The organism is Saccharopolyspora soli, from assembly GCF_022678645.1.
In the GTDB taxonomy this organism is placed as follows: Bacteria; Actinomycetota; Actinomycetes; order Mycobacteriales; family Pseudonocardiaceae; genus Saccharopolyspora; species Saccharopolyspora soli.
This window is the reverse complement of the sequence record NZ_JALBWV010000062.1, coordinates 13,365-33,617: the sequence shown is the minus strand read 5'-3', so window position 1 is coordinate 33,617 and position 20,253 is coordinate 13,365. Positions and strand designations below refer to the sequence as shown.

Genomic DNA, 20,253 nt, shown 5'->3' with positions numbered 1-20,253 from the left:
AGGAAAAAATGTTGACGGGTCCGCGTCGCGCGCCGCAAGATCCATGAGGGCTTCGGACGAGTGGTCAAACCTGATGGATGGAGCGAACCGATGACCCGGCAACGGCTGTTCGTGCTCGCCGTTTCGGCGATCTCCGCGCTCGGCGGCATGCTGTTCGGCTACGACATCGGCGTCATTTCCGGGGCGCTGCTCTTCCTCGCCGATGACTTCGGGCTTGGCCCGTTCCTGCAGGGCGTGGTGACCAGTTCGCTACTCGTCGGCGCCGCGGTCGGTGCCCTGGTCGGCGGCAGGCTGGCCGACCGGTTCGGACGAAGGGCAGTGCTCGTCGCCGCGGCCACCGTGTTCATGCTGGGTGCGCTCGGTTCGGCGTTCGCACCCGACACGTGGACGCTGATCGGGAGCCGGTTCGTGCTCGGGCTCGCGGTGGGTGCGGCCTCCCTAGTGGTGCCGCTCTACATCGCGGAGATGACACCCGCCGCCAACCGCGGCGCGTTGGTGTCGGTGAACCAGCTGATGGTCACCGTGGGAATTCTCCTTTCCTACCTGGTCAATTCGGCTTTCGCCGAGGCGCACGCGTGGCGGTGGATGCTCGGTCTCGCTGTCCTTCCCGCCATCCTGCTGGGCATCGGCATGCTGCTGTTGCCGGACACACCGCGGTGGTTCCTCAGCAACGGGCATCATGCCCAGGCGAAAGCCGTGCTGCGGCGCAGCAGACCCGCGCATGTGGTGGAGGCCGAGCTCACCGAGATCACACAGGTGCTCGCGCAGGAACGACACGTGGCATCGGGGCGGTCCGCGCTCACCGAGCGTCGAGTGCGCCCGATGCTCGTGGTCGGCGTCGGTCTCGCGATCATCCAGCAGATCACCGGGATCAACACGATCATCTACTTCGCGCCGTCCATTCTGCGCGCCACGGGATTCGGCACGTCCGGCGCAATACTGTCCACAGTGGGCGTTGGCGTGGTGAACGTCGCACTGACCGTGGTGGCGATCGGGCTCGTCGACCGGCTCGGACGACGTCCGCTGGTACTGATCGGCCTTGCTGGGATGGCGCTTTCCGCGGCGCTGCTCGGCGCCGTGTACCTGCTGCCGGACCTCAGCGGCGCGGCCGGTTATGCGGCGTTGATCGCGATCGCCGCGTATGTCGCGTGCTACGCGGTCAGCCTCGGTCCCGTGGTGTGGTTGATGATCTCGGAGATCTATCCGTTGCGGATTCGTGGTTCGGCGATGAGCGTGTCCACCATCGCGTTGTGGTTGACCAATGTGCTCGTCGCGTTGACGTTCCTCTCCATGTTCGCCGCGCTCGGCGGCACAGCCACGTTCTGGATCTACGCCGGAGTTTGTGTTGCGGCGTGGCTGTTCACCTACTTCCTCGTGCCGGAGACCAAACAGCGCACGCTCGAACAGATCGAAGCCGACCTGCAAATGAGTCGCTGATCAACTGGTGGCCAGCAGGAAGTCTTCGCCGGTTGATGGGCGGAGTCCGTCGGTTCGGTTGGCGAAGTAGCGTTCGGCCAGTGAAGTTCCCGGCACGTGCTGGGCTTCCGCGAAGCCGGTGTCGCGTGCCAGCGCCAGCATCTCCTGCGGGGTGTAGAAGGTGATGAACGGTGTTCCGGAAGCCTTTGCGCCTTTTTCGCTTGCCTGGAGTCCCACGCGGTCGGCGTCGTCGAGCAGTTCGGTGGGCAGCAGAAACGTCATGGCCAGCGTCGAGCCGGTGGCAAGTCCGGCGATCTGGCACAGCGTTGCCGCATTGGCGTCTTTCGTGAGGTACATGGTGACGCCGGTCGAGACGACGACCGCGCGCCGGTCCGGGTCGAAGCCAGCGGCGGTCAACTGTTCCCACCAGGACTGGCCCGCCTCGAAATCGACCGGAACCAGCCGCAGCCACTCGGGAATGGGGTAGCCGAGTTCGAGCAGACGCTGGCGCTTCCAGGCTTGGGTGCCGGGCTGGTCGATTTCGAACACCCGGAGCCGGGCGGCGATCTCCGGCCTGCGCTGGGCGAAGGTGTCCAGACCCGCCCCCAGGATGACGTACTGGTCGACGCCGCGTGCGACCTGCTCGGTGACCAGATCCTCGATGAACCGCGCACGGGCCACGATGGCCGCCCGGAAGCCCCTGGTGGCGTCCGGATCCATGTCCGGACGCTGACGCCAGCCCTCGTCGGGGGCAACGAGTAGCAGGCCGATTTCATCTTCGAACACGTGTGGCGGCGCGTCGAAGTCGATGTGCATAGCCCTCCAGAGCGCGACTCGCACCGCCGTGCTGTCCGGAGCCTCGGCTTGGCCGTCAACCATGACGGTCCCCCTGTAGTTCAGTTCTTGCCCGGCGCTTGGAGACTCCAGAGACGCCCGTCGGGATCGCGAACGGTCATTTCCCGAGTGCCGTAGTGAGTGGCCTCGAACGGGGTGACGACCTCGACGGCAGGATCAGGACGGAACGTGTCAGCGTCGGGAACCTTCAGCACGAGCTGGATCTGGGGATCGCGGTCCTCGGGAACCTCGGCGATGAACACGTACGGGCCGTCGCCGTTGCGGAGTTGGCCGGAGTTGTGGTCGGTCTCGAATTCCAGCTTGAAACCCAGTGCCTGGAAGAACTTCGCGGCCTTGCCCCAGTTGTGGGTTTCCAGGAAAACGGCCTCGATCCCTTCGGCGGACATGTCAGGTCTCCTTCGCAGGCGGTTGCTGCCGTTGATCGTGGGTGTCGTCCAGGTAGGCGCGAAGCGCGTCGGCAACCAAAGCCGAGAGGGACGAACCCGACTCGATGGCGTGGTGCTTGACCTGCTTGATCAACCCGACCGGCAGGTACACGTTGAACTGCTTGACGTCCTCATCACCCACAACCCAATGCTAGCATGCTAGCAACCCCGATCAACGGGGACTCGACCGGTACGACAGATTCGAACCTGCGCTGTGTCGGGACATTTCAGGTGAAGCATCCGCACGTGGCTGGCTCGTCGGGCACCCAGGAGTGATCCGATACGGCTCTGATCTCCAATTTCTTGGATCGCCATTCGCTGTGGCGCGTATCGGGATGTTCAGGTCCGAGGACGTTCTTGCGAGCTTCGAGCACCGCACGGAACTCCACTTCCGCGGCGGTCTTCTCGCCTTGATCGCTGCGCACGAGGGCAAGGCTGTCGCGGGTCGCAAGAGTGCGCGGATGCTCGCTGCCGAAGAGGCCCTCCTCGATCGCGAGGATTCCTCGGAGTTCGGCTTCGGCTTGCGGCGAACGATCCTGGTCGCTGTGAAGAAGAGCGAGGTTGTGCCGGGTCGCGAGCGTCATCTCGTGCTCGGCTCCGAGCACTCTCTTGAACGCGGCGAGAACACTGCGGTACGTGGCCTCCGCCTCGTCGAGGTGCCAGAGGTCGTGGAGAACCCCGGCCAGAGAAGAACGTGCTGTGAGCGTCTGAGGATGATCGGATCCGAGCTCCCGTTCCGCGACTTCCACGATGTTCCGAAGTTCGGCTTCCGCCGCTTCGAGGTGGTCGTCCGCGTCGCAGCCCTTGTCCAGCAGTACGCGGGTTAGGTCCTGCCACGCCTCAAGGGTGTCCGGGTGGTGCTGGCCCAACAGGCGTTTCCTGATCGAGAGCGCGGTGCTGTGCAGCGCACAGGCGCTGGGCAGCAGACCAATTTCGTGGCAGAACAGCCCGAATCGCGAGAGGAGGCTGCCGTCTTGGTTGGTGAGATCCGACTCATCGACTTCGTCGTGCAGCTGCGGGCAGTGCGGTAGGAGCGCTCGCCACGTCGGCCACTGCGCAGGATGCAGGACGCCTCGACCACTCGTGGCGCGGCGGAGCAGCGCTAGGCAAACATCCCGGTGCCCGGCAAGGTCGGCGGCGATATGGCCGCGGGTCGCATTGCGGATGACCGGGTGCAGAACTATCGAGCCCTCCGTCAGCTCAACGAGTCCCACGTTTCGGAGCGCGCGCAGGTCGGTGGCGATCTCCATTGCTTTGGAATCGTCCGGAAACAAGGGGGATTCGGCAAGAACCTCGGCGTCGATCAACACATGGGGAATCGGGGCCGGAGCTAGGTACGACAGCAGCCGCAGCAGGGGCCGGGCGAGGCGCCGATCACGCCGCATCAGCAAGTCCAGCGAGAGCTCCCAGGTCTGCGCGAGGACTTCGCGGTCGCGCTGCGGGATGCCCAACGCCCGCGAATCGCTGGCCTGACTCAGCCGTTGTTCCCACGCGCGACCGTAGTCGGCGAAGGTCCGGGCGTGGGCGTCCATTCCTGGCAGTGCCTGACAGGCGTTCGTCTCGGCCAAGTAAGCACCCGCGAGGTGCAGTGCCAGCGGAAGTCCACCTAGCCGTGTCGCCAATGAGCATGCATCGGCTTTTGGGCCCGCATCCGGCGCGGCGTCCAGCAGCATGGCCGCGCCGTCCGCGTCGGACAGCCGACCGAGCCCGATCAGCCGCGCCGAAGATCCCCAGCGCCGGGCGTCCCCCTCCCGACTGATCACGAGGACTGTTCCCCGGCCACCAGGCGCGCGAAGAACGCCCGTGCCCGCCGGGGTCGGTTGTCCGTCCACAGCGAACACATCCGGATCATCCGCGTTGTCCAGCACCAGGATCCAACGGCGTCGGCAATTGGCCAACGCGGTCCACAGCACCTCGGGAGCCGACCGCCCACCGGACCAGGCTCGCTGGACGTCCTTCCACCTCGCCCCAGCGGCGATCGCGACCTCGCGCAGTCCGCCAAACAAGCTGGCCCGCGTGGTCGCATCGACCCACCACAGCAAGGCGCTCGATGGAGACCTCCGGAGCGACTCCAGCGCGAGCCGGGTTTTCCCGTAGCCACCTGCTGCGTGCAAAACCACCATGTGACCGGGATTTCTCAGCAACGGAACAAGCTCTCGCAGGATTCCTTCGCGACCGCGGAGCTCCTGAACGGCCAGGCCCCACGGCACGGCGATCGAAGCTGTGCCCGGTTGCCGGATGCCTGTGTTGTTCACGAAGAAGTAAACGCCCCCGTTGAGGTTCTCGGCTTGGACCAGGTTGCCCGGCACGTCTCCATTGTTCGACGCTGGCATCGCGAACTGCCCCCACTTCGGCTGCACACCCTGTCCTGGCTGAAGTCTGCACCGTGGACCGCTTGCTCGCGTGCGGATCCACGGGGTCGGTCTCGCCGACGAGGTCGCCGGTCGTGGGTGAGCAGATCAGGCGCCGAGGTTCGCCGCCGCATCGCCGAAGACGAACGGGCTGGCCTCGCACTCAGCGATGAAATCGCTCGGGAAGCCGAGCTCGAACTCCACCGCGGAGTCCAGCCGCTCGACCGCATCATCGGGTAGGACGACGTCCACCGCTGCCACGTTCTCGGTGAGCTGCTCGACGCTGCTGGCTCCGATGATGGGCAGCACAGCGGCGGATTTCCGACGGCTCCAGGCGATCGCGACCTGTGCTGGGCGGACGCGCAACTCGTCGGCGACCTCCCGGACCGCCTGGGCTGCGGCGCGATCGCGATCGGTGAGCTTGTCGGGGTCGACCCGCCTGGAGCGGCCGCCGGACAACTTGCCGCCCGCGAGCGGTGCCCACGTCGTCACGCTCATCCCGAACGCCTCCGCCATCGGCAGGAGTTCGCGCTCGATGTCGCGCATCAGCAGGTTGTAGGGCACCTGCAAGCCAGCGAACGGCGTCCAGTCCCGCCACTGCGCGAGCGTGTTCGCCCGGCTGACAACCCACGCAGGCGCGTCGGACACACCGACGTGGAGGATCTTCCCCGCGCGGACAGCATCGTCCAGGGCTCGCATGGTCTCCTCAAGCGGGGTGCGGCGGTCCCAGACGTGCACCCAGTAGATGTCGATGTAATCGGTCCGCAGCCGACGCAGGCTCTGCTCCAGCGACAGCACCAGGTTCTTGCGGTGGTTGCCCGCCGCGTTGGGATCGGCGACGTCGCGGGACAAGGTGTACTTCGTGCCGATGACGAACCGGTCGCGCCGGTCGACGACGGTACCCAGGATGGTTTCGCTCGCACCGTAGGCCGAGGCGGTGTCGAGGACGTTGCCGCCCGCGTCGGCATACGCGTCGATGATCCGCCGGGCGTCGCGCGCGTCGTCGAAACCCATGGTGCCCAGGACGAGTTCTGAGACGCGCAGCCCGGTCCGACCGAACAACCGGTACCTCAATGCGACGCCACCCCCACCACGACGGCCGCAGGACGGCTGAGAAGTGGGATCAAGTGGTCGATCGGGACGAAAGCAGTCATACCCGCAAGACTGCCGCAGGCCAGCAACCGGAGAAAGGCCCTGCCAGGGCCAGTCCCGGACGGCCAACCACTGGAGTGCCAGCCCGAAGAAAACGGGTTACCGGTCACCGGGGTGGCACGGTATGGTCGTGCGCGGTGGTTTCCCGGCCGCCTCTGGGTCCGCGGGCAGAGCTGCAAGCTCACCGGTTCGTCAAACAAATCGACGGCATGTCTTTCCTGCCCGATGTCGCGGACCCACGGGCGATGAGGGAAGGACTGCCTTGTCCGATCAGTCGCGTGCGCTCCCCGACCGGCCGAGTCTCCGGTACCTGAAGCTTGAGGCGAAACGCCGCCTCTCCGCTGGGGAGTTCGCCACGCTTCACCAGGCCCAGCTGGCCATCGCCCGCGAGCACGGGCTGTCGAGCTGGACCGCGCTCAAGGAACACATCGAGGCCGCGGGCCCGGTGAGCCACGCCCTCACGCAGGTGCGGTGGATCATGTCCCGCTTCGCCGCGGCCGAAACACCGCAATGGTCACCCCCCGACGAGGAAGAACTGCGCCAACACTTCGATGACCGCTACCTGAGCCTCGTGCCGCCGGACTGGCTGATCCGTATGTTCAGCACGCTGGCCGAGCGACTGCGCGAGGACCTCGCCGACGTGCGGGCCGAGCCGCTGCGCCTGCGCGCGCGCCTCGCCGACCTGCGGGTCGAGGCGGCGACCGAGGCCGACCCGCCGTACCGGCTGCACCAGCTGCAGTTCTATCCACTGGAAAAGAAGGTCAACGATCCGCGTGTGGCGGCACCGCCGACAAGTACCTCCGGCGTCGTGCCGGAGGAGGCGACCTCGGTGGCCGCAGCGTCGTTCGCCGAGCTGGGCCTGGTCGGCCTCATCGTGGCTGGCGCGACCGGTGACGGCTCGGTATGGGTGACGGCACGGGGCTGGGCGAACCTCGATCAGCATGAGGTGCTGCGGCCCGAACACCGGTTTCCGGCACATTCGATCACCAAGCTGATCACCGCGACAACCGTCTTGCGACTGGTCGCGGACGGGCGCGTACGGCTCGACGAGCCCGCGAACGCCTACCTGCGCACCGTCCGGCTCGCAGACGACGCCGTCACCGTACGGGAGCTCCTGTCCCATACCGGCGGCGTCGACAATCCCGCGTCGATGTTCGCCGACCACGTCCCCGACCTGGTCTCGGTCACCGGGCCGGTCGCGGCGTGCAGCGGCACGCGCGGCACGTTCGCCTACGGCCACGGCGAGTACGCGCTGCTCGGGCAGCTCATCGCGGACGTCACCGCATCGCGCTACGAGCAGGCGGCCACTCGCATGGTCCTCGAACCCCTCGGGATGACCAATTCGTGGTTCCCGCACAGCTGTCCGGCCACCGAAGTGGTCACCGGCCACCGCCTCACCGACGAGGGCGTGTTCGAGCGCGAACCGACGCAGGTTTCCATCGTGCCCGCTGCAGGCGGGCTGTGGACCACTGCGGCTGATCTCGTCCGCTTCGGCCTCGCCTGGTCCTCGCTGCTGCCCGACGCGCTCGCCCGCGAGGCGCTTCGGCCGCAGGCCGAGCGGAACGACGGCCCAGGTGGCCAGGCGGGCCTCGGCTGGATGCTCGTGCTGCCCAAGGACATCGCCGGACACCCCGGCGCAGGCCCCGGCTCCTCAGCGTCCCTGATCATCAGACCGGGACTCGCCAGTCCGGGCGGCGGCCAGCCCTGGGTGGTCCTCACCAACCGACGGGTCTTGGTCGAACCCATCAACGAGCGCCTGGCCCTCCCGATCACCTGAGCAAACCCGCGCGGCGGGCGAGCGCCGTTCGCCCTCCGCGCGGCGGGCACTCACGGGCCGCGCTGTCAGCGGTGCCTTTGCCGGTCGGCGAGTTCCTGGATCCTGGCGATTGCCGCGGCTCGACCCGTCGGTCTCGGTGGCACCAGCGGCTCCCGCTCCTCCAGCACGAACGGGTCGCCCATCCGGATGACGCGGTGATCGTCATCGTCGTCGCCGAAAAGCCGTTGGTACGGCTGGACCATCACGACGCCGATCGGGCATCCCAGCTCGTAGCCCTCGACGAACACCGCCCCCTCGCCGTCCTCGTCCGGCAGGTCGCCGCCCCAGACCAGCGCGACGCAACGGGAGGTCTGGTCGACCGACTGGAGCCTCTGGTGAGCCAGGTCCAGCGCGCCCCCCACCGTGGGGTCGGCCTCGTCGTCGACGAAGCGCCACAGGTCGCGCGAGCCGTCGGCGGCCAGGACGGTCGCGAACGGCATGAAGATGGACTGCCCCGTCTCCACTTGCTGCAGCCCGAGTTCGATCGCATCGCGGGTGAACTTGGTGGCCTCCGGGCCGAGGTTGGGGAACTCCGCCGCGGGCCGATCCGGCGGTACCAGCGGCTCCTGCTCGTCTTCGAGCAGCATCGGATTCCCGATGAGGTTCAGGCCGCCGCCGCGCCTCTCGTACCGCTGGGCCATGAGCACGCCTGCCGGGCGACCCAGTTCGTAGGCTTCGACGAACACCGCCTCGGTCCGTTCGCCGTCGCCGGTGAAGTAGCCGTCGTAGATCAGCGTGACGCAGTGGGTGGCGTCATCGACCTCCTGGAGCTTCTGCCGCCCCAGGGCCACCCCGCCCTCGACCGTCCAGTCGTTCTGGTTGTTCTCGAAGAGCTTCCAGATGTTCTTCGAACCGTCTTCACCCAGCACCGTCGCGAGGGGGACGAAGCCGTTCGCCTCCAGCTTCGCGTACTCCATCCCGAGGTCTACCGCGTCGAAGAGGAATCCGATGGACGCCTCGTCGAGGTTGTCGAGGGTGGGGCATCCGTCCGAGCTCATGCGCTCACCTCCGGTGGTCCTGCGCATAATCGGGTTCGCACCCGCGACCGCGGCATTGCTTGATCAACATGCGGTTACGGTAGCAACGGCCCATCGCCGCGATGAGGCTTTTCGGACGGAGGTCCGTCCGGTTCTCCTCGATGTAGGCCAGGCACGCGGCTAGGAGCGGCGTCGGGGTTTTCCGCGTTTACCGCCTCTGGCGGCGCTGGAACGCCGGTTCCCGCCGGTCGACTTCCGCACCTCGGCCTTCTTCCCAGCGGCATCGGGACGCTCGCGCTTCGCCGGTGCAGGTTGGCGCCCGCGCGTGCTGTTGACGGTTCGCCCGCGGACGATCCCGATGAACTGCTCCATCAAGTCGGTGGTCTCGTCCTCCAGCCACGAAAGCGCGACGCGCGACTGCGGGGCGTCGGTCACCGGCCGGTAGGTGAGGTCCCGGCGGTGGTGCAGCCGGGCGAGCGACTGCGGGACGACGAGCAGTCCCACTCCGGCCGCCACCAATTCGATCGCGGCAGCTGTGGTGGCCGGGCGCTCGATCGCGGGCCGACCGGGCGGCTGTTCCCAGTCGAGGGTGTCGTCGAGTGGGTGCAGCACGACGTCGTCGGCCAAGTCTTCGCCGGACACCTCTTCGATCGTGGTGATCAGATGGTCCTTCGGGACCACGACCACCGTCGTCTCGGTGTACAGCGGGATCGCATGCAGGCCGGTCCGCTCTGTCGGCAACCGGAGGAGAACCGCGTCGGCGTCACGGCGTCGCACCATGTCGGCGGCCTCGGCGGCGGGCACCTGGACGAGGCTCAGCGGAACCTCGGGCGACCGCTCGTTCCACTTCCGCACCCACTTGCCGGGCGTCACACCCGGGACGTACCCGAGTGTGAAAGACGGATGCTCGCCCGGACCGGTCACGCGGCTAGATTACCGGGCGTGACCGCGGGTAGCGCACGCGCGGTCGATACCCTGCACGGCATGACGTCGCACAAGACCCCGCAGACGATGAAGCCCGCGACCGCGGCGAAGAAGCTGAACGTGTACCTCGAAGCCACCCCCGCGGAGTTCCGGGAGGGGGTCGTCTCGCGCGACGAGTTGAACGATCTGCAGGCCAACCCGCCCGAGTGGCTGCGGGAACTGCGCCGCAACGGCCCCCATCCGCGACAGGTCGTCGCGGCGCGGCTGGGCGTCTCCATCGGCGGACTCACGCGCAGCGGAATCACCGACCCCCTCACCACTGAGCAGATCAACGCCTTGAAGGCGGACAGTCCCGAGTGGCTTCAGCGGGAACGCGCCACCCAGGCCGAAGTCCGGAAAGAAGCGGCGCGCGTCAAGGAGAAGATCGCGGCACGCCGTTCCCGATAGGCGCAAGATCCACTTTCGACTCCGAAAAGCCTGCTGACCTGCGCTTTCAAGCGAAGCCAGCGAGCCCTCCAGACCGGCCGCGGTCCAAGCGGTTGAATGCTGCTGCGCTCCTTCCGTCGCTCCACCGAGGCCACAGCCCGGAATAGGCAGCTCTCGGCCACCGGATCCGCCAGAGCCAGCGCGACCTTAAGTTTCAAGTATTGACTGTAACGTAACTATGCGCATAGGCTGCGGCGCACCACCACACCGTCCGGATCGCCCGCTTCGGGAGCAGAAGTGATTTCAGCTGCGTCGGAAGCGCTCAGCCGGACGGCTCAGGCCGGGCGGCGGCACATGATCGGCGTCATCCTCGGAATCGCGAACGAGCGCTGCCGGGCCCCGGTGGCCGAGCAACCGAGCCGCACGTCATCACTTCGTCTTCCGCCGAAGATTCCGAGGAGGATCGACAATGGATGTACACGAGGCCCTGTACACCACGCGGATGATGCGCCGCATGCACGAGGACCCGATCCCGCTTGAAGCGCAGGCCCGCATCCTGGACGCCGCGATCCGGGCCCCGAACGGTGGCAACACCCAGCGCTGGCACTTCCTGGCCGTCGACGACCCGAAGACGAAGGCCCAGCTCGCCGAGGTCTACCGGCTGTGCCGTGCGCGGGAGTACGCGGACATCGCGGCGGGCGGGCTCGCCAAGCCAGCGCACGACCCCGTGGCCCACGCGGAAACGATGCGCAAGATCAAGGACTCCGGGGACTACTTCACCGAACACTTCACCGACATTCCGTTGCTGCTCTTCGTGTTCGCGATCGATGACCACGGCGGCGCGAACATCTACCCCGCCATCTGGAGCGCCCTGCTCGCTGCCCGCGCGGAAGGGATCGGCGGTGTGATCACCACGGTTCTGCGGTACGAGGCAGAACAGGTTATGGAACTGCTGGAGGTTCCGGTCGAAGCGGGCTGGAACATGACCGCGATGCTCGCTCTCGGTTACCCCCGTGGCCGATGGGGCGTGGCAGCGAACCGGCGCCCCGTGCAAGAGGTGAGCAGCCGGAACCGGTGGGGCCAGGATTTCGGAGTCACGGTTGATGAACCGCTGTGGAACGGCGTGCCCGAGAACTGAACGCACTCGCACCGCATTGCTTGCATTGCGGTGACTGGTGAATCTCCCCCAATCCAATTCCGGATCACAACCGGACGCTCCCCCACCCCGGAAGAAATGCGTCGATTCGTCGCACCTTTCGGGGCAGTAGGCGGGCCTTCCTCAGCAACCCCGCACCACGTGTCCGGCCGTTCAGCATGACCTGGGTGGATTTCACAGCGCGGCCGAGCGAAGCGATCCATACGACCGCAGTACCACCACGCCCACCGGAAGCCAACGGAGATTTCGTTGACAATGAAGGGAATTGCCGTGACGACCGCAAGATCGCCGAAGACAGCAGATGCGGTCCGTCCACCGCAACGGGAGGCCAGCGGCTTCGGCCTCGCGAGCGAGGAATTCATAGGTCGGGCCCGAGCGCGGTCCGACCTGAGTGCCGCCAGGTCCGATCTCGGGATGGATCTGCAGCGCGTGCTCGACGACGTGGATTCCGTGCTCGCGGAGGACCTGGTTGCGGTCCTGGGCGACGTAGCAGAAGGGACAGATGAAGTCGAACCAGTGCTCAGCCGTCACAGTCCCGGAAACGACGGACATCCCGCTCTCCTCATCAGGTCCCCCCATCCGCCTGTCATGCCGGGTCCGCCCGCCGCGCCACGTCGGCGTCGTAGAACGTGGGTCGTGCGCGCGCAACAGGTCCTCGGTGAGAGCCCGCTTCGCGGCGCCGGTCAGCACATGCACCTGCCACGGCTGGCAGTTGGAGTTGCTGGCCGACCGGGCCGCCAGGTCGAGCAGCCGCTCGACCTCCGCACGCGGCACCGGCGTCGGAAGGAACGCCCTGCAACTGCGCCGCGTGAGCAGCGCGTCCTCGATCGTCGTCACGGGATTCATGACGCATCCATCCCTGGCGGGTGTCAGTCGGTGGGCGGCTTGATGTCGTAGGAGATCCGCCCCGCGGGCAGGTAGAACAGCGCGATCAGGGCACCGTCCTTGACCTCCGGGTAGTGGTGGCTGCCCGGCCCCGGCGCCGTCCAGCCCGGCCCGCTCCAACCACGCGGCCCCATCAGCTTGGCGTCGGCGTCCAGCGGCACCACGAGGTTGAGCTCGCCGTACGGGTGCTGGTGGTACTGCCCGCGAAACGGCTCGACGCTGTCCATGTAGACGGCCGTGATGCTGAAGTAGTTCAGGACCTCGCGCGGCTCGGCGATGCGGCTGCGCCGGTACTTGCGCCCCGCCACCTCGATGTTCGCCGCCCAGCCGTCGCGGACTCCTTCCTCGATCATGCGGGCCAGGTCGTCGTACAGCTCGCTACCGGGTCCGTAGTTCTCGTTCAGCCAGGTCTCCAGCTCCCCGCCAGCGGTCCGGTTCTTCACCTCGTTGAGGAACGGGATGCTCCGGTCGATCAGCTCCTGAGCGGTTGCCATCATCGACTCCCCTTTCGTGCCAAGTGGATTCGCCACTGCGCGTGAGATGATCCGACGTTACGTCAGCATTCAGTTACAGTCAAGGCATGTAACGCAACTAGGAGATACTCCAACAAGTAACGACCACTCGTTGTAACGAATCGGATATGATGCGCTGACTGACACACGAGGTGGGTTCATGGTCCGAGCACGCGAAGCGACGAACGCTGACCCCGGCCCGCGTCCCGGTGGCAGGCCACGCGACGCCGCGCTCGACGAGGCGATCATCCTGGCCACTCGGGACCGCCTGGTCCGGGACGGCTACTCGCGCATGACCATCGGCGACATCGCGGCCGACGCGAAGGTCAGCCGCCCCACGCTCTACCGGCGGTGGAGCACCAAGTTCGAGCTGGTCGTAGACGCGCTGGACTACGGCTTCCGCAAGCAGCACGACATGTACACCCTGGACTTGAGCCGGATGACGGCGCGGGAAGCGCTCGTCGAAGCCGTCCGCCGCCTGGATCCCGCGTACTTCAATCCGGACGCCATGGTGTTGATGGGCAACTTCGCGGGCGAGGCGATCCGCACCCCGGAACTACTCGAAATCCTCCGCAAGCACGCGGTCGAACCACGCGTCACCCTGGTCGAGAACGTCCTGTCGCAACTCCAGGAACGCGGCGCCGTGCACGACGAGATCGACAAGCACACCATCGCGACCATGTGCTTCGGCAGCTACTTCGCCGCCTTCTACCGCGGCGAGAGCAAGAAGGAGATCCCCGAGGCGGTCGTCGACGTGCTGTGGCCGACGATCGAGAAGAAGACGAGCGCCAAGCGACGCACCACCGGTGGGGCCAAGCGCACGCGGTGACCGCCCGGCTCCCTCGGTGTCAGTGCGTAGGCGGCTTCAGCCCGTACCTGTCCATGACGTCGTCCAGCCAGTCCGGCGTTCCGTAGCTCAGGCCGTACTTATCGGCGAGTTCGGCGAACTCGGGCAACTCGTGGAGGGTCCGCACCCCCTGGCCGACCGGCTCGCTGGCGTGCGAGACGAGCAGTTCACCCAAATCGCGGAAGTAGTTCTCGAACCCGCCCGGCGTGATGACCTCGATGATGCGGCCAGGTTCGCTGCCAGCGTTCCACATCGCGTGCATCTGCCCGCGTGGTTTGGTGATGTAGCCACCGGGACCGAGGACGACCTCGCTGTCGTCGGAGCGGAACCCGATCTGGCCCGCAAGCACGATCGAGTGCTCGTCTTCGCGGGTGTGCAGGTGCGGCGCGGTGATCGTGCCGACCGCGAACGGATGCTCGACGATCGCCACCTCGCCTCCGTTGTGCTGGCTGAGCAGCTTGAAAACGGCCCCGAAACCGGGGAGGGCGACGCTGTCCCCCTCCCCTGGTAGCACCACCGTGACCTCGGTGCGCGTCACATCGACCACCTGACATTCCTCCTCGTATGCCCACCCGGACCCGGTAGCTCCGAGCCTGGCGACGACGGTGCCGGTCGGAGAGTTAAATTACAGAATTTGATCGTAATCGTCGCGGTTGACCGCCCACTCGGCCGACGCGGACTCTTCAGACCGTCGGGACGACAGGACACCAGTAGGGTCCACAAGAGACATTTATCTCCGAAAATGGCGGAACCGCAGGACAAACCCGCGGGTCCCGCCACGGATCTCCTAGCTGCTGCGAACGTCGGCGATTCCGCGCAGGGCGAGAGCGCCAGAACTCGCGGCTGCCCTGCTCGTGACGAGCACGGCGGGAGTGCCCGCAGCGGCGTTGGCGTGCCAGGCGTCGAACACCGCCCGCCGGGTGCGAGCGACGCCCGCGAACGCGGGACGTCGTGCTCGTCGACGTCGATCACCACGGCGGTCCGGCGCGGCGGCGGGGACATCGCACCGGCACGGGCCTCCGCGATGACGCGGGCGAAGCGCTGGCCGATCGGTTTGACCTGGTTTTCGACGTTCAGCGCTTCGCGCGGATCAACGTTCGGTTGGGTTGCAGCACCGGCCACAGCGGGAAAACGCGGACGTGGTCGACGCCAAGACCGGCGATCGCTTCGAAGTCGGCGCGCGCAACGTCGGCGTCCAGGTTCATCCACTGGAACATCCAGTCCTCGGACGGGGTGTAGTTGACGCCGAAGCGGGGCGGGTTGGGCACAGTCGTCCTAGTGACGGGAAAGCGGTTGGATGATCGGGCGGCCGGTCCGGTTGAGTCGCGGACCACCAGTCGGCGGCCGGGCAGGACGACCGACGCGACGGCCTCCCCGCGCACGAGTTGCTCGATCATCCGGACTGCGGTGCGGGCGCTCTCCTCGATGGGCGCCTGGAGGGCGGTCAGCCGCGGGCGGACCAGTTCGCTGATCCACGAGTCCTCCCAGGCCACGATCGAGACGTCACCGGGGACGCGGATGCCGAGGTCGTTGGCTCGGGAGATGGCCCTGGACAGCTACCTTGAGCAGGCGGGCGGTGCTGGGCCTGCCTGCTGGCCGTACCGGCACTGGCCTCGGACAGCCACGTCTTCTCGCTCGGAATCGACCAGCTCGGTTCGTGGACCAGTGCCATGACCATCGAACCGGTGCCAGCGACGGTGCAGTTGTGGTGTACCGAATCGGCCGGGCCACCTGCGGACGGCAGCACCTGGGTCGAGGTGACGGCATGACGTTCCAGCAGGCCATCGACGAGCACGCCGCCAGGATCGCCGAGGTGGCGGGCGACCCGCGCGCGGCCGTTGTGTTCGCCGCGGCCATGCGCCGCACGTTGCGCGACGCGATGCACCGCGATGCCGACGGCTCGGTCTTCGTGATCACCGGCGACATCCCCGCCATGTGGTTGCGCGATTCGACGACCCAGCTCACCCCCTACCTCCGGTTCGTCGGCGAGCACCCGGAGATCGCCGACCTCGTCGCGGGAGTGGTGCGCCGACAGCTGCGCTGCATCGAGACGGACTCCTACGCCAACGCGTTCAACGAAGAACCCAACGGGCGCTGCTACGACCCGGACGATCTGGACGACAACCCGTGGCTTTGGGAACGCAAGTACGAGGTCGACTCGCTGGCCTACCCCGTGCAGCTGGCGCACCGGCTGTGGGCCGAGACCGGGCGGGACGACATCTTCGACGGCCGGGCCCGGTCGGTGCTGCGCACCGTCGTCGACCAGTGGGTCCGCGAGCAGGACCACGAGCGGTGTTCGCCGTACCGGTTCGAACGTCTCGGTGCCAAGGACACCGAGACGCTGGCCCGTGGCGGTCTCGGCAGCCCGGTGGCCTGGACCGGCATGACGTGGTGCGGCTTCCACCCCAGCGACGCCCGCACCTACGGCTACAACATTCCGGCCAACCTCTTCGCGCGCCGCGTGCTCGGCCACATCGCGGAGATCGCGACGAAGGTCTACTGCGACTCAGCCCTCGCCGCGGACGCAGCCCGGCTCGCCCGGCAGATCGAGGCGGGAGTGCATCGGCACGGCGTCGTCGAGCACCCGGAGTTCGGCGCGATCTTCGCCTACGAGGTCGACGGGCTGGGCCGCCAGTTGTTGATGGACGACGCCAACACCCCGAGCCTGCTGTCACTTCCGCTGCACGACCCGGCGTTCGCGGCCGACCCGGTGTACCAGGCCACGCGGCGGTTCGTGCTGAGCCCGTCCAACCCGTACTACTTCTCGGGAACCGCTGCCTCGGAGTGGGCAGCCCGCACACCGCGATTGGGCACATCTGGCCGATCGCCCTGGCCTGGACGGGCTGACCAGCGAGGACGTGGAGCACGAGAAAACCGTGCTGCGCCGCATGCTGGCGACCGACGCCGGAACATCGGCCATGCACGAGAACTTCCACGAGGACGACCCGCAACGCTATTCGCGCCCGTGGTTCTCCTGAGCCGACTCGATGTTCTGCGAGCTGGCCTTGGACCTGGTCGAGGCGAGCACCCGGTGACCAGCTCCGCCTCGTGAGCACGGAGTCCCGGTGACGTTGCTCGTCGGCGTCATTGGCCCGGCGGCCGGTAATCGAACTCCTTCGACACGGCTTCATCAACCTCGGCGGGGGTCAGCAGGACAACGGTCCCGGTGCGAGCGGCACCGGAACCGCTGACTGCTAGTCCGAGCGACGCCGCCGAGGCGTTGTCCGGCAGATCGACCACGACGTAGGCGTCGTACTCGCCGAAAGCGAAGTAGAACGCTTCCACCTCGCCGCCGAGCTTGTTGACCACGTTCCGCACGGCAGTGACACGGGCCGTGCCGCCTTCCCCGCGCAACCCCCTGACGCCCTCGGCGGTATAGGTTGCCCGCACCAGGTACTTGGGCACTTCGATCACACCCTCGATCGCTTGTCCGCAAGCAGCACGAATGCTGACCGGCTTGCATGGCGATGCATGCAGCATCGACCCCGACGTCGCACTCTGAAAGAGTCCAACGGCCTTCTGGCCCATAGCGAGTGCGCGGGTTGGTTTGCGTGGCGGCGGGGTAGCGGAACCTCAGAGGCTTTCTCGACTGCGGGATCCCCGACTTATGTATGTCCAATGCGCGGCGTCGGTTGGCGGGGGTGCACGAGGTCGTCCCGGCCGGTGCGGACGAGCAACTTGGCACGTATGCGGTCGGCGACGGCATCGGCGACCGTGACCCTGTCGTCGGCCGAGTCGACGTGAACCCGCAACGGCCGCTCGCCCTTGGGCGTGTCGACCACCGTGGCGATGGCCTCGGCCACGTCGGCGTCGGGCGGTTCGATCTTGGTCAGCCCCCAGCCGAGCGCCGCCTGCAGACCCGCGTGATGTTCCTCGTAGTCGGCCACGACTGAGTCGTCGTCCGGACTGACGACGTGCGCGTAGTGGCTCGTGTCGTGGGGCAGCGAGCCGGGCACGACGATCGTGGTTTCGATCCCCCACCTGGCCAGTTCCGGCGCGTAGCTCGCGGCCAGCGCGGCCAGCGCGGCCTTCGTCGCGGAGAACGGCGCCAGGTACGGCGGGGCCCCACCGCACGTGCTCAACCCACCGATCCACACCAGGAGCCCGTCGCCGACGTGTCGCATGTGCGGAAGCGCGGCGCGGTTGATCCGCTGGGCGCCGAGCACGCTGGTGTCGTACAGCGCGGCGAGCTGCTCCGGCGTGAACGCCTCCGCCGGTCCAGTCACCACGTGCTCGGCGTTGTGCACCAAGACGTCGAGCCTGTTCTGCTCACTGAGTACAGTCCACAATGTATCGTCCACTGAGGACTCAGAAGTCACGTCGAGCTCCACCGGCCGCAGCTCGACCTGATTGTCCTTGGCGTAGCGCTGCGCCTTTTCGGCCTGCGTCGCGTTGCGCCGGTCGATGTCGCGCATACCGGCGTACACCGTGTGCCCCGCGTCGGCGAGCGCACGGGCGGTGAGCGCGCCGAATCCGCTGGAGGCGCCGCTGATCAGAATCGTCTTGGGCATGGTCGTACTCCCCTCGGGTTAGCTGTTGCCGCCGTTGGTGTCGGCCGCCTGGAAGTTGGTCCAGCGGTCGGGTCCGGCGAGGAAGGACACGATCTCCGCGATGTCGGCTGGCTGATCCAGCCGCTCCAGCGGTGACTCCGCGATCACGTTGGCCACCTCGGTCTTGCGGTCGAGGAGCACGGTGGTCGCCGTCGGTCCGGTCGGGACCGCGTGCACGGTCGTGTCGCCACCCCTCAGCTCGCGGGCGAGGACCACCGTGATGTCGCTGCCCCTCAGCTCGCGGGCGAGGATCAGGGTGTTGGCCACGACTCCGCCCTTCGTGGCGGTGTGGGCGCTGCGGCTGGTGTGGGCGGACCGCGTGATCGAACTGGAGACGTTGATGATTGCCCCGCCCGGCCGCAGCCGCCGTTCGGCCTGCCGGTCGACTACGGACGTGTCGCGCAGGTTGGTGTGCGTCAATCGATCCAGCACCGCCAGATCCAGATCTGCGACATCCAGGTCCGCTGAGGGGCCCTCCGGCAGGATGCCAGCGGCGTGCACGACCACGTCCACACCGCCGAACTCCGCCTCGGCTTGGTCGAACAGGCCCGTCACCGCCGTCTCATCAGCCACGTCGGCCTGCAGGCCGATGGCCTGGCCACCGGCCTGCCGCAACGCCGCCACGGCGGCGTCCACCTCGACCTTGTCGACGGCGCAGTTCACGACTACCGCGTAGCCCTTGTGCACCAGGCGCAGTGCGGTCTTCCTACCGATGCGCCGCGATCCGCCGGTCACGATCGCTACTCGTTCGCTGTCGCCCATGATCCGATTCCCTCCGAGTCGGTGTCTTCGTAGTTGGCCCGCGCGCCCGCCCCCCGAACGGGCGCGCGGGTGTCCCCCAGGTCCCTGAGTGATGTGGTCGGCCTGGCATGATCGGCCGGGCAGCTGCGCTCAAGCCTGCTCGTCGCAGCGCGGCAAGTCGTTCCTGCGAGCGGCAATTCCGGGTACCGGTCAACCGGAAGCGTCGAATACCGGCTGACCAGAACGCTGGTAAGCCGGAGCAGGCCAACCGAATCGGACCGCTACTCCGCTAGCAGTTCCCGCCGAATGTCGAAAAGTGCGGGCCGACTTAACGAAACGAGCCAGCAGTGCGGCATCATCCGCGTCGACTGCGGTCAGCGGTTGTCGAGGAAGGCGAGCACGGCCAGTACGCGGCGGTTCGTCTCGCCGGTCTCCGGGATGCACAGCTTCGTGAAGATGCTGCGGACGTGCTTCTCGACCGTCCCGCCGGTCACCCACAACCGTTGGGCGATGCCCGAATTGGAATGGCCCTCGGCCATCAGCGCGAGCACCTCGCGCTCCCGTGGCGAGAGGATCTCCAGCGGATCCTCGACCCGGCGTACGGCGAGCAGTTCCTGCACGAGTTCGGGATCGACGACGGAAGCCCCCTCGACGATCCGGTCCAGGGTGGACAGGAAGTCGTCGACGTTGCTGATGCGCTCTTTGAGCAGGTAGCCAGTGCGCTGCCCGCTCCTGAGCAACTTGGTGGCCTGCTCGACCTCGACGTGCGCGGACAGCACCAGGATCGCGGTCTCAGGCAGTTCCTGGCGGATCGACCAAGCCGCGTCCAGCCCTTCGGTGGTGTGCGTGGGCGGCATCCGGATGTCGACGATCACGGCGTCGGGTCGGTGCTGTTGGACCTGCGCCAGCAGTTCGGTGGGGGTCCCGGCACGCCCGACGACGTCGAAGCCGGAACTGGCCAGCAGACTGGCCAGACCCTCGCGCAGCAGCACGTCGTCGTCGGCCAGGATTACTCGACCACGGTTCTCAGCCACGCACATGATTATCTGCCGCCGCGTCCGCCGCGCCCATACCGGGGCGCGCGAGGTCTGCCGTGCTCTCGGAGCAGCGCCGCGCGGACCTAGGCGCGAGCTGGCTGCTGAAACGGCCACGCGAACGCCCGGCACGCGCAACGGGTAGGGGCGCGCTGACACGGCGTCACGCCGAAAATTGCGGCTAGC

21 protein-coding genes are annotated in these 20,253 nt (G+C 67.3%); 6 read left to right on the top strand and 15 right to left on the bottom strand.

Annotated features, from left to right (window positions below):
- Positions 1 to 90 precede the first annotated feature (90 nt).
- On the top strand, positions 91 to 1,437 hold the full coding sequence (locus tag MOQ72_RS34485; protein WP_242190020.1) for a sugar porter family MFS transporter: 1,347 nt from the start codon (positions 91 to 93) through the stop codon (positions 1,435 to 1,437).
- On the opposite strand, the gene MOQ72_RS34480 is transcribed toward MOQ72_RS34485, so the two are convergent.
- The 5 genes from MOQ72_RS34480 to MOQ72_RS34460 all read right to left on the bottom strand — a co-directional run bounded on the left by MOQ72_RS34480 (position 1,438) and on the right by MOQ72_RS34460 (position 6,121).
- Complete coding sequence (locus tag MOQ72_RS34480; RefSeq protein WP_242190019.1) at positions 1,438 to 2,295, bottom strand: class I SAM-dependent methyltransferase; 858 nt, start codon at positions 2,293 to 2,295, stop codon at positions 1,438 to 1,440. It lies immediately after the preceding gene.
- A gap of 17 nt (positions 2,296 to 2,312) precedes the next feature.
- Positions 2,313 to 2,657 carry a VOC family protein gene (locus tag MOQ72_RS34475; RefSeq protein WP_242190018.1) on the bottom strand — a complete coding sequence of 115 codons (345 nt, stop codon included), beginning with the start codon at positions 2,655 to 2,657 and terminating at the stop codon, positions 2,313 to 2,315.
- A 1-nt stretch (position 2,658) separates the two neighbouring features.
- Entirely contained in the window at positions 2,659 to 2,838 is a 180-nt protein-coding gene (locus tag MOQ72_RS34470) for a ribbon-helix-helix domain-containing protein (protein WP_242190017.1), read from the bottom strand.
- Between the two features lie 85 nt (positions 2,839 to 2,923).
- Complete coding sequence (locus tag MOQ72_RS45390; protein WP_242190016.1) at positions 2,924 to 5,056, bottom strand: tetratricopeptide repeat protein; 2,133 nt, start codon at positions 5,054 to 5,056, stop codon at positions 2,924 to 2,926.
- 99 nt (positions 5,057 to 5,155) lie between these two features.
- Positions 5,156 to 6,121 carry an aldo/keto reductase gene (locus tag MOQ72_RS34460; RefSeq protein WP_242190015.1) on the bottom strand — a complete coding sequence of 322 codons (966 nt, stop codon included), beginning with the start codon at positions 6,119 to 6,121 and terminating at the stop codon, positions 5,156 to 5,158.
- A gap of 340 nt (positions 6,122 to 6,461) precedes the next feature.
- Between MOQ72_RS34460 and MOQ72_RS34455 the strand changes: the two genes are divergently transcribed.
- On the top strand, positions 6,462 to 7,976 hold the full coding sequence (locus MOQ72_RS34455) for a serine hydrolase domain-containing protein (protein WP_242190014.1): 1,515 nt from the start codon (positions 6,462 to 6,464) through the stop codon (positions 7,974 to 7,976).
- A gap of 65 nt (positions 7,977 to 8,041) precedes the next feature.
- Here the strand turns inward: MOQ72_RS34455 and MOQ72_RS34450 are convergent, their stop codons facing one another.
- On the bottom strand, positions 8,042 to 9,013 hold the full coding sequence (locus tag MOQ72_RS34450) for a hypothetical protein (protein WP_242190013.1): 972 nt from the start codon (positions 9,011 to 9,013) through the stop codon (positions 8,042 to 8,044).
- A 159-nt stretch (positions 9,014 to 9,172) separates the two neighbouring features.
- Positions 9,173 to 9,916, bottom strand: coding sequence for a LysR family transcriptional regulator substrate-binding protein (locus MOQ72_RS34445; protein ID WP_242190012.1), 744 nt, complete (start codon positions 9,914 to 9,916; stop codon positions 9,173 to 9,175).
- 60 nt (positions 9,917 to 9,976) lie between these two features.
- Between MOQ72_RS34445 and MOQ72_RS34440 the strand changes: the two genes are divergently transcribed.
- Together MOQ72_RS34440 and MOQ72_RS34435 are read left to right on the top strand one after the other, a co-directional pair.
- Entirely contained in the window at positions 9,977 to 10,363 is a 387-nt protein-coding gene (locus MOQ72_RS34440; RefSeq protein ID WP_242190011.1) for a DUF5997 family protein, read from the top strand.
- 448 nt (positions 10,364 to 10,811) lie between these two features.
- On the top strand, positions 10,812 to 11,480 hold the full coding sequence (locus tag MOQ72_RS34435) for a nitroreductase family protein (protein WP_242190010.1): 669 nt from the start codon (positions 10,812 to 10,814) through the stop codon (positions 11,478 to 11,480).
- A 192-nt stretch (positions 11,481 to 11,672) separates the two neighbouring features.
- On the opposite strand, the gene MOQ72_RS34430 is transcribed toward MOQ72_RS34435, so the two are convergent.
- Together MOQ72_RS34430 and MOQ72_RS34425 are read right to left on the bottom strand one after the other, a co-directional pair.
- Positions 11,673 to 12,344: a nitroreductase family protein gene (locus tag MOQ72_RS34430; protein WP_242190009.1), complete on the bottom strand. Its 672-nt coding sequence runs from the start codon at positions 12,342 to 12,344 to the stop codon at positions 11,673 to 11,675.
- Between the two features lie 23 nt (positions 12,345 to 12,367).
- Positions 12,368 to 12,877 carry a DUF4863 family protein gene (locus MOQ72_RS34425; RefSeq protein ID WP_242190008.1) on the bottom strand — a complete coding sequence of 170 codons (510 nt, stop codon included), beginning with the start codon at positions 12,875 to 12,877 and terminating at the stop codon, positions 12,368 to 12,370.
- Between the two features lie 178 nt (positions 12,878 to 13,055).
- On the opposite strand from MOQ72_RS34425, the gene MOQ72_RS34420 reads away from it, so the two are divergent.
- On the top strand, positions 13,056 to 13,724 hold the full coding sequence (locus MOQ72_RS34420; protein WP_242190007.1) for a TetR/AcrR family transcriptional regulator: 669 nt from the start codon (positions 13,056 to 13,058) through the stop codon (positions 13,722 to 13,724).
- A 19-nt stretch (positions 13,725 to 13,743) separates the two neighbouring features.
- Here MOQ72_RS34420 and MOQ72_RS34415 read toward each other — a convergent pair whose 3' ends face one another.
- Complete coding sequence (locus MOQ72_RS34415) at positions 13,744 to 14,289, bottom strand: cupin domain-containing protein (RefSeq protein WP_242190006.1); 546 nt, start codon at positions 14,287 to 14,289, stop codon at positions 13,744 to 13,746.
- Positions 14,290 to 14,815: 526 nt separating this feature from the next.
- Positions 14,816 to 15,286: a substrate-binding domain-containing protein gene (locus tag MOQ72_RS34410; protein WP_308198033.1), complete on the bottom strand. Its 471-nt coding sequence runs from the start codon at positions 15,284 to 15,286 to the stop codon at positions 14,816 to 14,818.
- Between the two features lie 221 nt (positions 15,287 to 15,507).
- Here MOQ72_RS34410 and MOQ72_RS34405 point away from each other — a divergent pair, with 221 nt between their 5' ends.
- Positions 15,508 to 16,794, top strand: coding sequence for a glycoside hydrolase family 125 protein (locus MOQ72_RS34405; RefSeq protein WP_242190004.1), 1,287 nt, complete (start codon positions 15,508 to 15,510; stop codon positions 16,792 to 16,794).
- Between the two features lie 32 nt (positions 16,795 to 16,826).
- Here the strand turns inward: MOQ72_RS34405 and MOQ72_RS34400 are convergent, their stop codons facing one another.
- The 4 genes from MOQ72_RS34400 to MOQ72_RS34385 all read right to left on the bottom strand — a co-directional run bounded on the left by MOQ72_RS34400 (position 16,827) and on the right by MOQ72_RS34385 (position 20,067).
- Positions 16,827 to 17,222 carry a GYD domain-containing protein gene (locus MOQ72_RS34400; RefSeq protein WP_242190003.1) on the bottom strand — a complete coding sequence of 132 codons (396 nt, stop codon included), beginning with the start codon at positions 17,220 to 17,222 and terminating at the stop codon, positions 16,827 to 16,829.
- A gap of 125 nt (positions 17,223 to 17,347) precedes the next feature.
- Positions 17,348 to 18,253 (bottom strand): SDR family NAD(P)-dependent oxidoreductase, encoded by a 906-nt coding sequence (locus MOQ72_RS34395; protein ID WP_242190002.1) that lies wholly within the window; start codon positions 18,251 to 18,253, stop codon positions 17,348 to 17,350.
- Positions 18,254 to 18,271: 18 nt separating this feature from the next.
- Entirely contained in the window at positions 18,272 to 19,054 is a 783-nt protein-coding gene (locus tag MOQ72_RS34390; RefSeq protein ID WP_242190001.1) for an SDR family oxidoreductase, read from the bottom strand.
- Between the two features lie 353 nt (positions 19,055 to 19,407).
- Positions 19,408 to 20,067: a response regulator gene (locus tag MOQ72_RS34385; RefSeq protein ID WP_242190000.1), complete on the bottom strand. Its 660-nt coding sequence runs from the start codon at positions 20,065 to 20,067 to the stop codon at positions 19,408 to 19,410.
- Positions 20,068 to 20,253 lie beyond the last annotated feature (186 nt).

What these genes read in the sequence shown, in the direction of transcription:
- MOQ72_RS34485 (WP_242190020.1), top strand. Translation starts at nt 91, where the DNA reads ATGACCCGGCAACGGCTGTTCGTGCTCGCCGTTTCGGCGATCTCCGCG.
- MOQ72_RS34480 (WP_242190019.1), bottom strand. Translation starts at nt 2,295, where the DNA reads ATGGTTGACGGCCAAGCCGAGGCTCCGGACAGCACGGCGGTGCGAGTC.
- MOQ72_RS34475 (WP_242190018.1), bottom strand. Translation starts at nt 2,657, where the DNA reads ATGTCCGCCGAAGGGATCGAGGCCGTTTTCCTGGAAACCCACAACTGG.
- MOQ72_RS34450 (WP_242190013.1), bottom strand. Translation starts at nt 9,013, where the DNA reads ATGAGCTCGGACGGATGCCCCACCCTCGACAACCTCGACGAGGCGTCC.
- MOQ72_RS34440 (WP_242190011.1), top strand. Translation starts at nt 9,977, where the DNA reads ATGACGTCGCACAAGACCCCGCAGACGATGAAGCCCGCGACCGCGGCG.
- MOQ72_RS34435 (WP_242190010.1), top strand. Translation starts at nt 10,812, where the DNA reads ATGGATGTACACGAGGCCCTGTACACCACGCGGATGATGCGCCGCATG.
- MOQ72_RS34430 (WP_242190009.1), bottom strand. Translation starts at nt 12,344, where the DNA reads ATGAATCCCGTGACGACGATCGAGGACGCGCTGCTCACGCGGCGCAGT.
- MOQ72_RS34425 (WP_242190008.1), bottom strand. Translation starts at nt 12,877, where the DNA reads ATGGCAACCGCTCAGGAGCTGATCGACCGGAGCATCCCGTTCCTCAAC.
- MOQ72_RS34420 (WP_242190007.1), top strand. Translation starts at nt 13,056, where the DNA reads ATGGTCCGAGCACGCGAAGCGACGAACGCTGACCCCGGCCCGCGTCCC.
- MOQ72_RS34405 (WP_242190004.1), top strand. Translation starts at nt 15,508, where the DNA reads ATGACGTTCCAGCAGGCCATCGACGAGCACGCCGCCAGGATCGCCGAG.
- MOQ72_RS34400 (WP_242190003.1), bottom strand. Translation starts at nt 17,222, where the DNA reads ATGCTGCATGCATCGCCATGCAAGCCGGTCAGCATTCGTGCTGCTTGC.
- MOQ72_RS34395 (WP_242190002.1), bottom strand. Translation starts at nt 18,253, where the DNA reads ATGCCCAAGACGATTCTGATCAGCGGCGCCTCCAGCGGATTCGGCGCG.
- MOQ72_RS34390 (WP_242190001.1), bottom strand. Translation starts at nt 19,054, where the DNA reads ATGGGCGACAGCGAACGAGTAGCGATCGTGACCGGCGGATCGCGGCGC.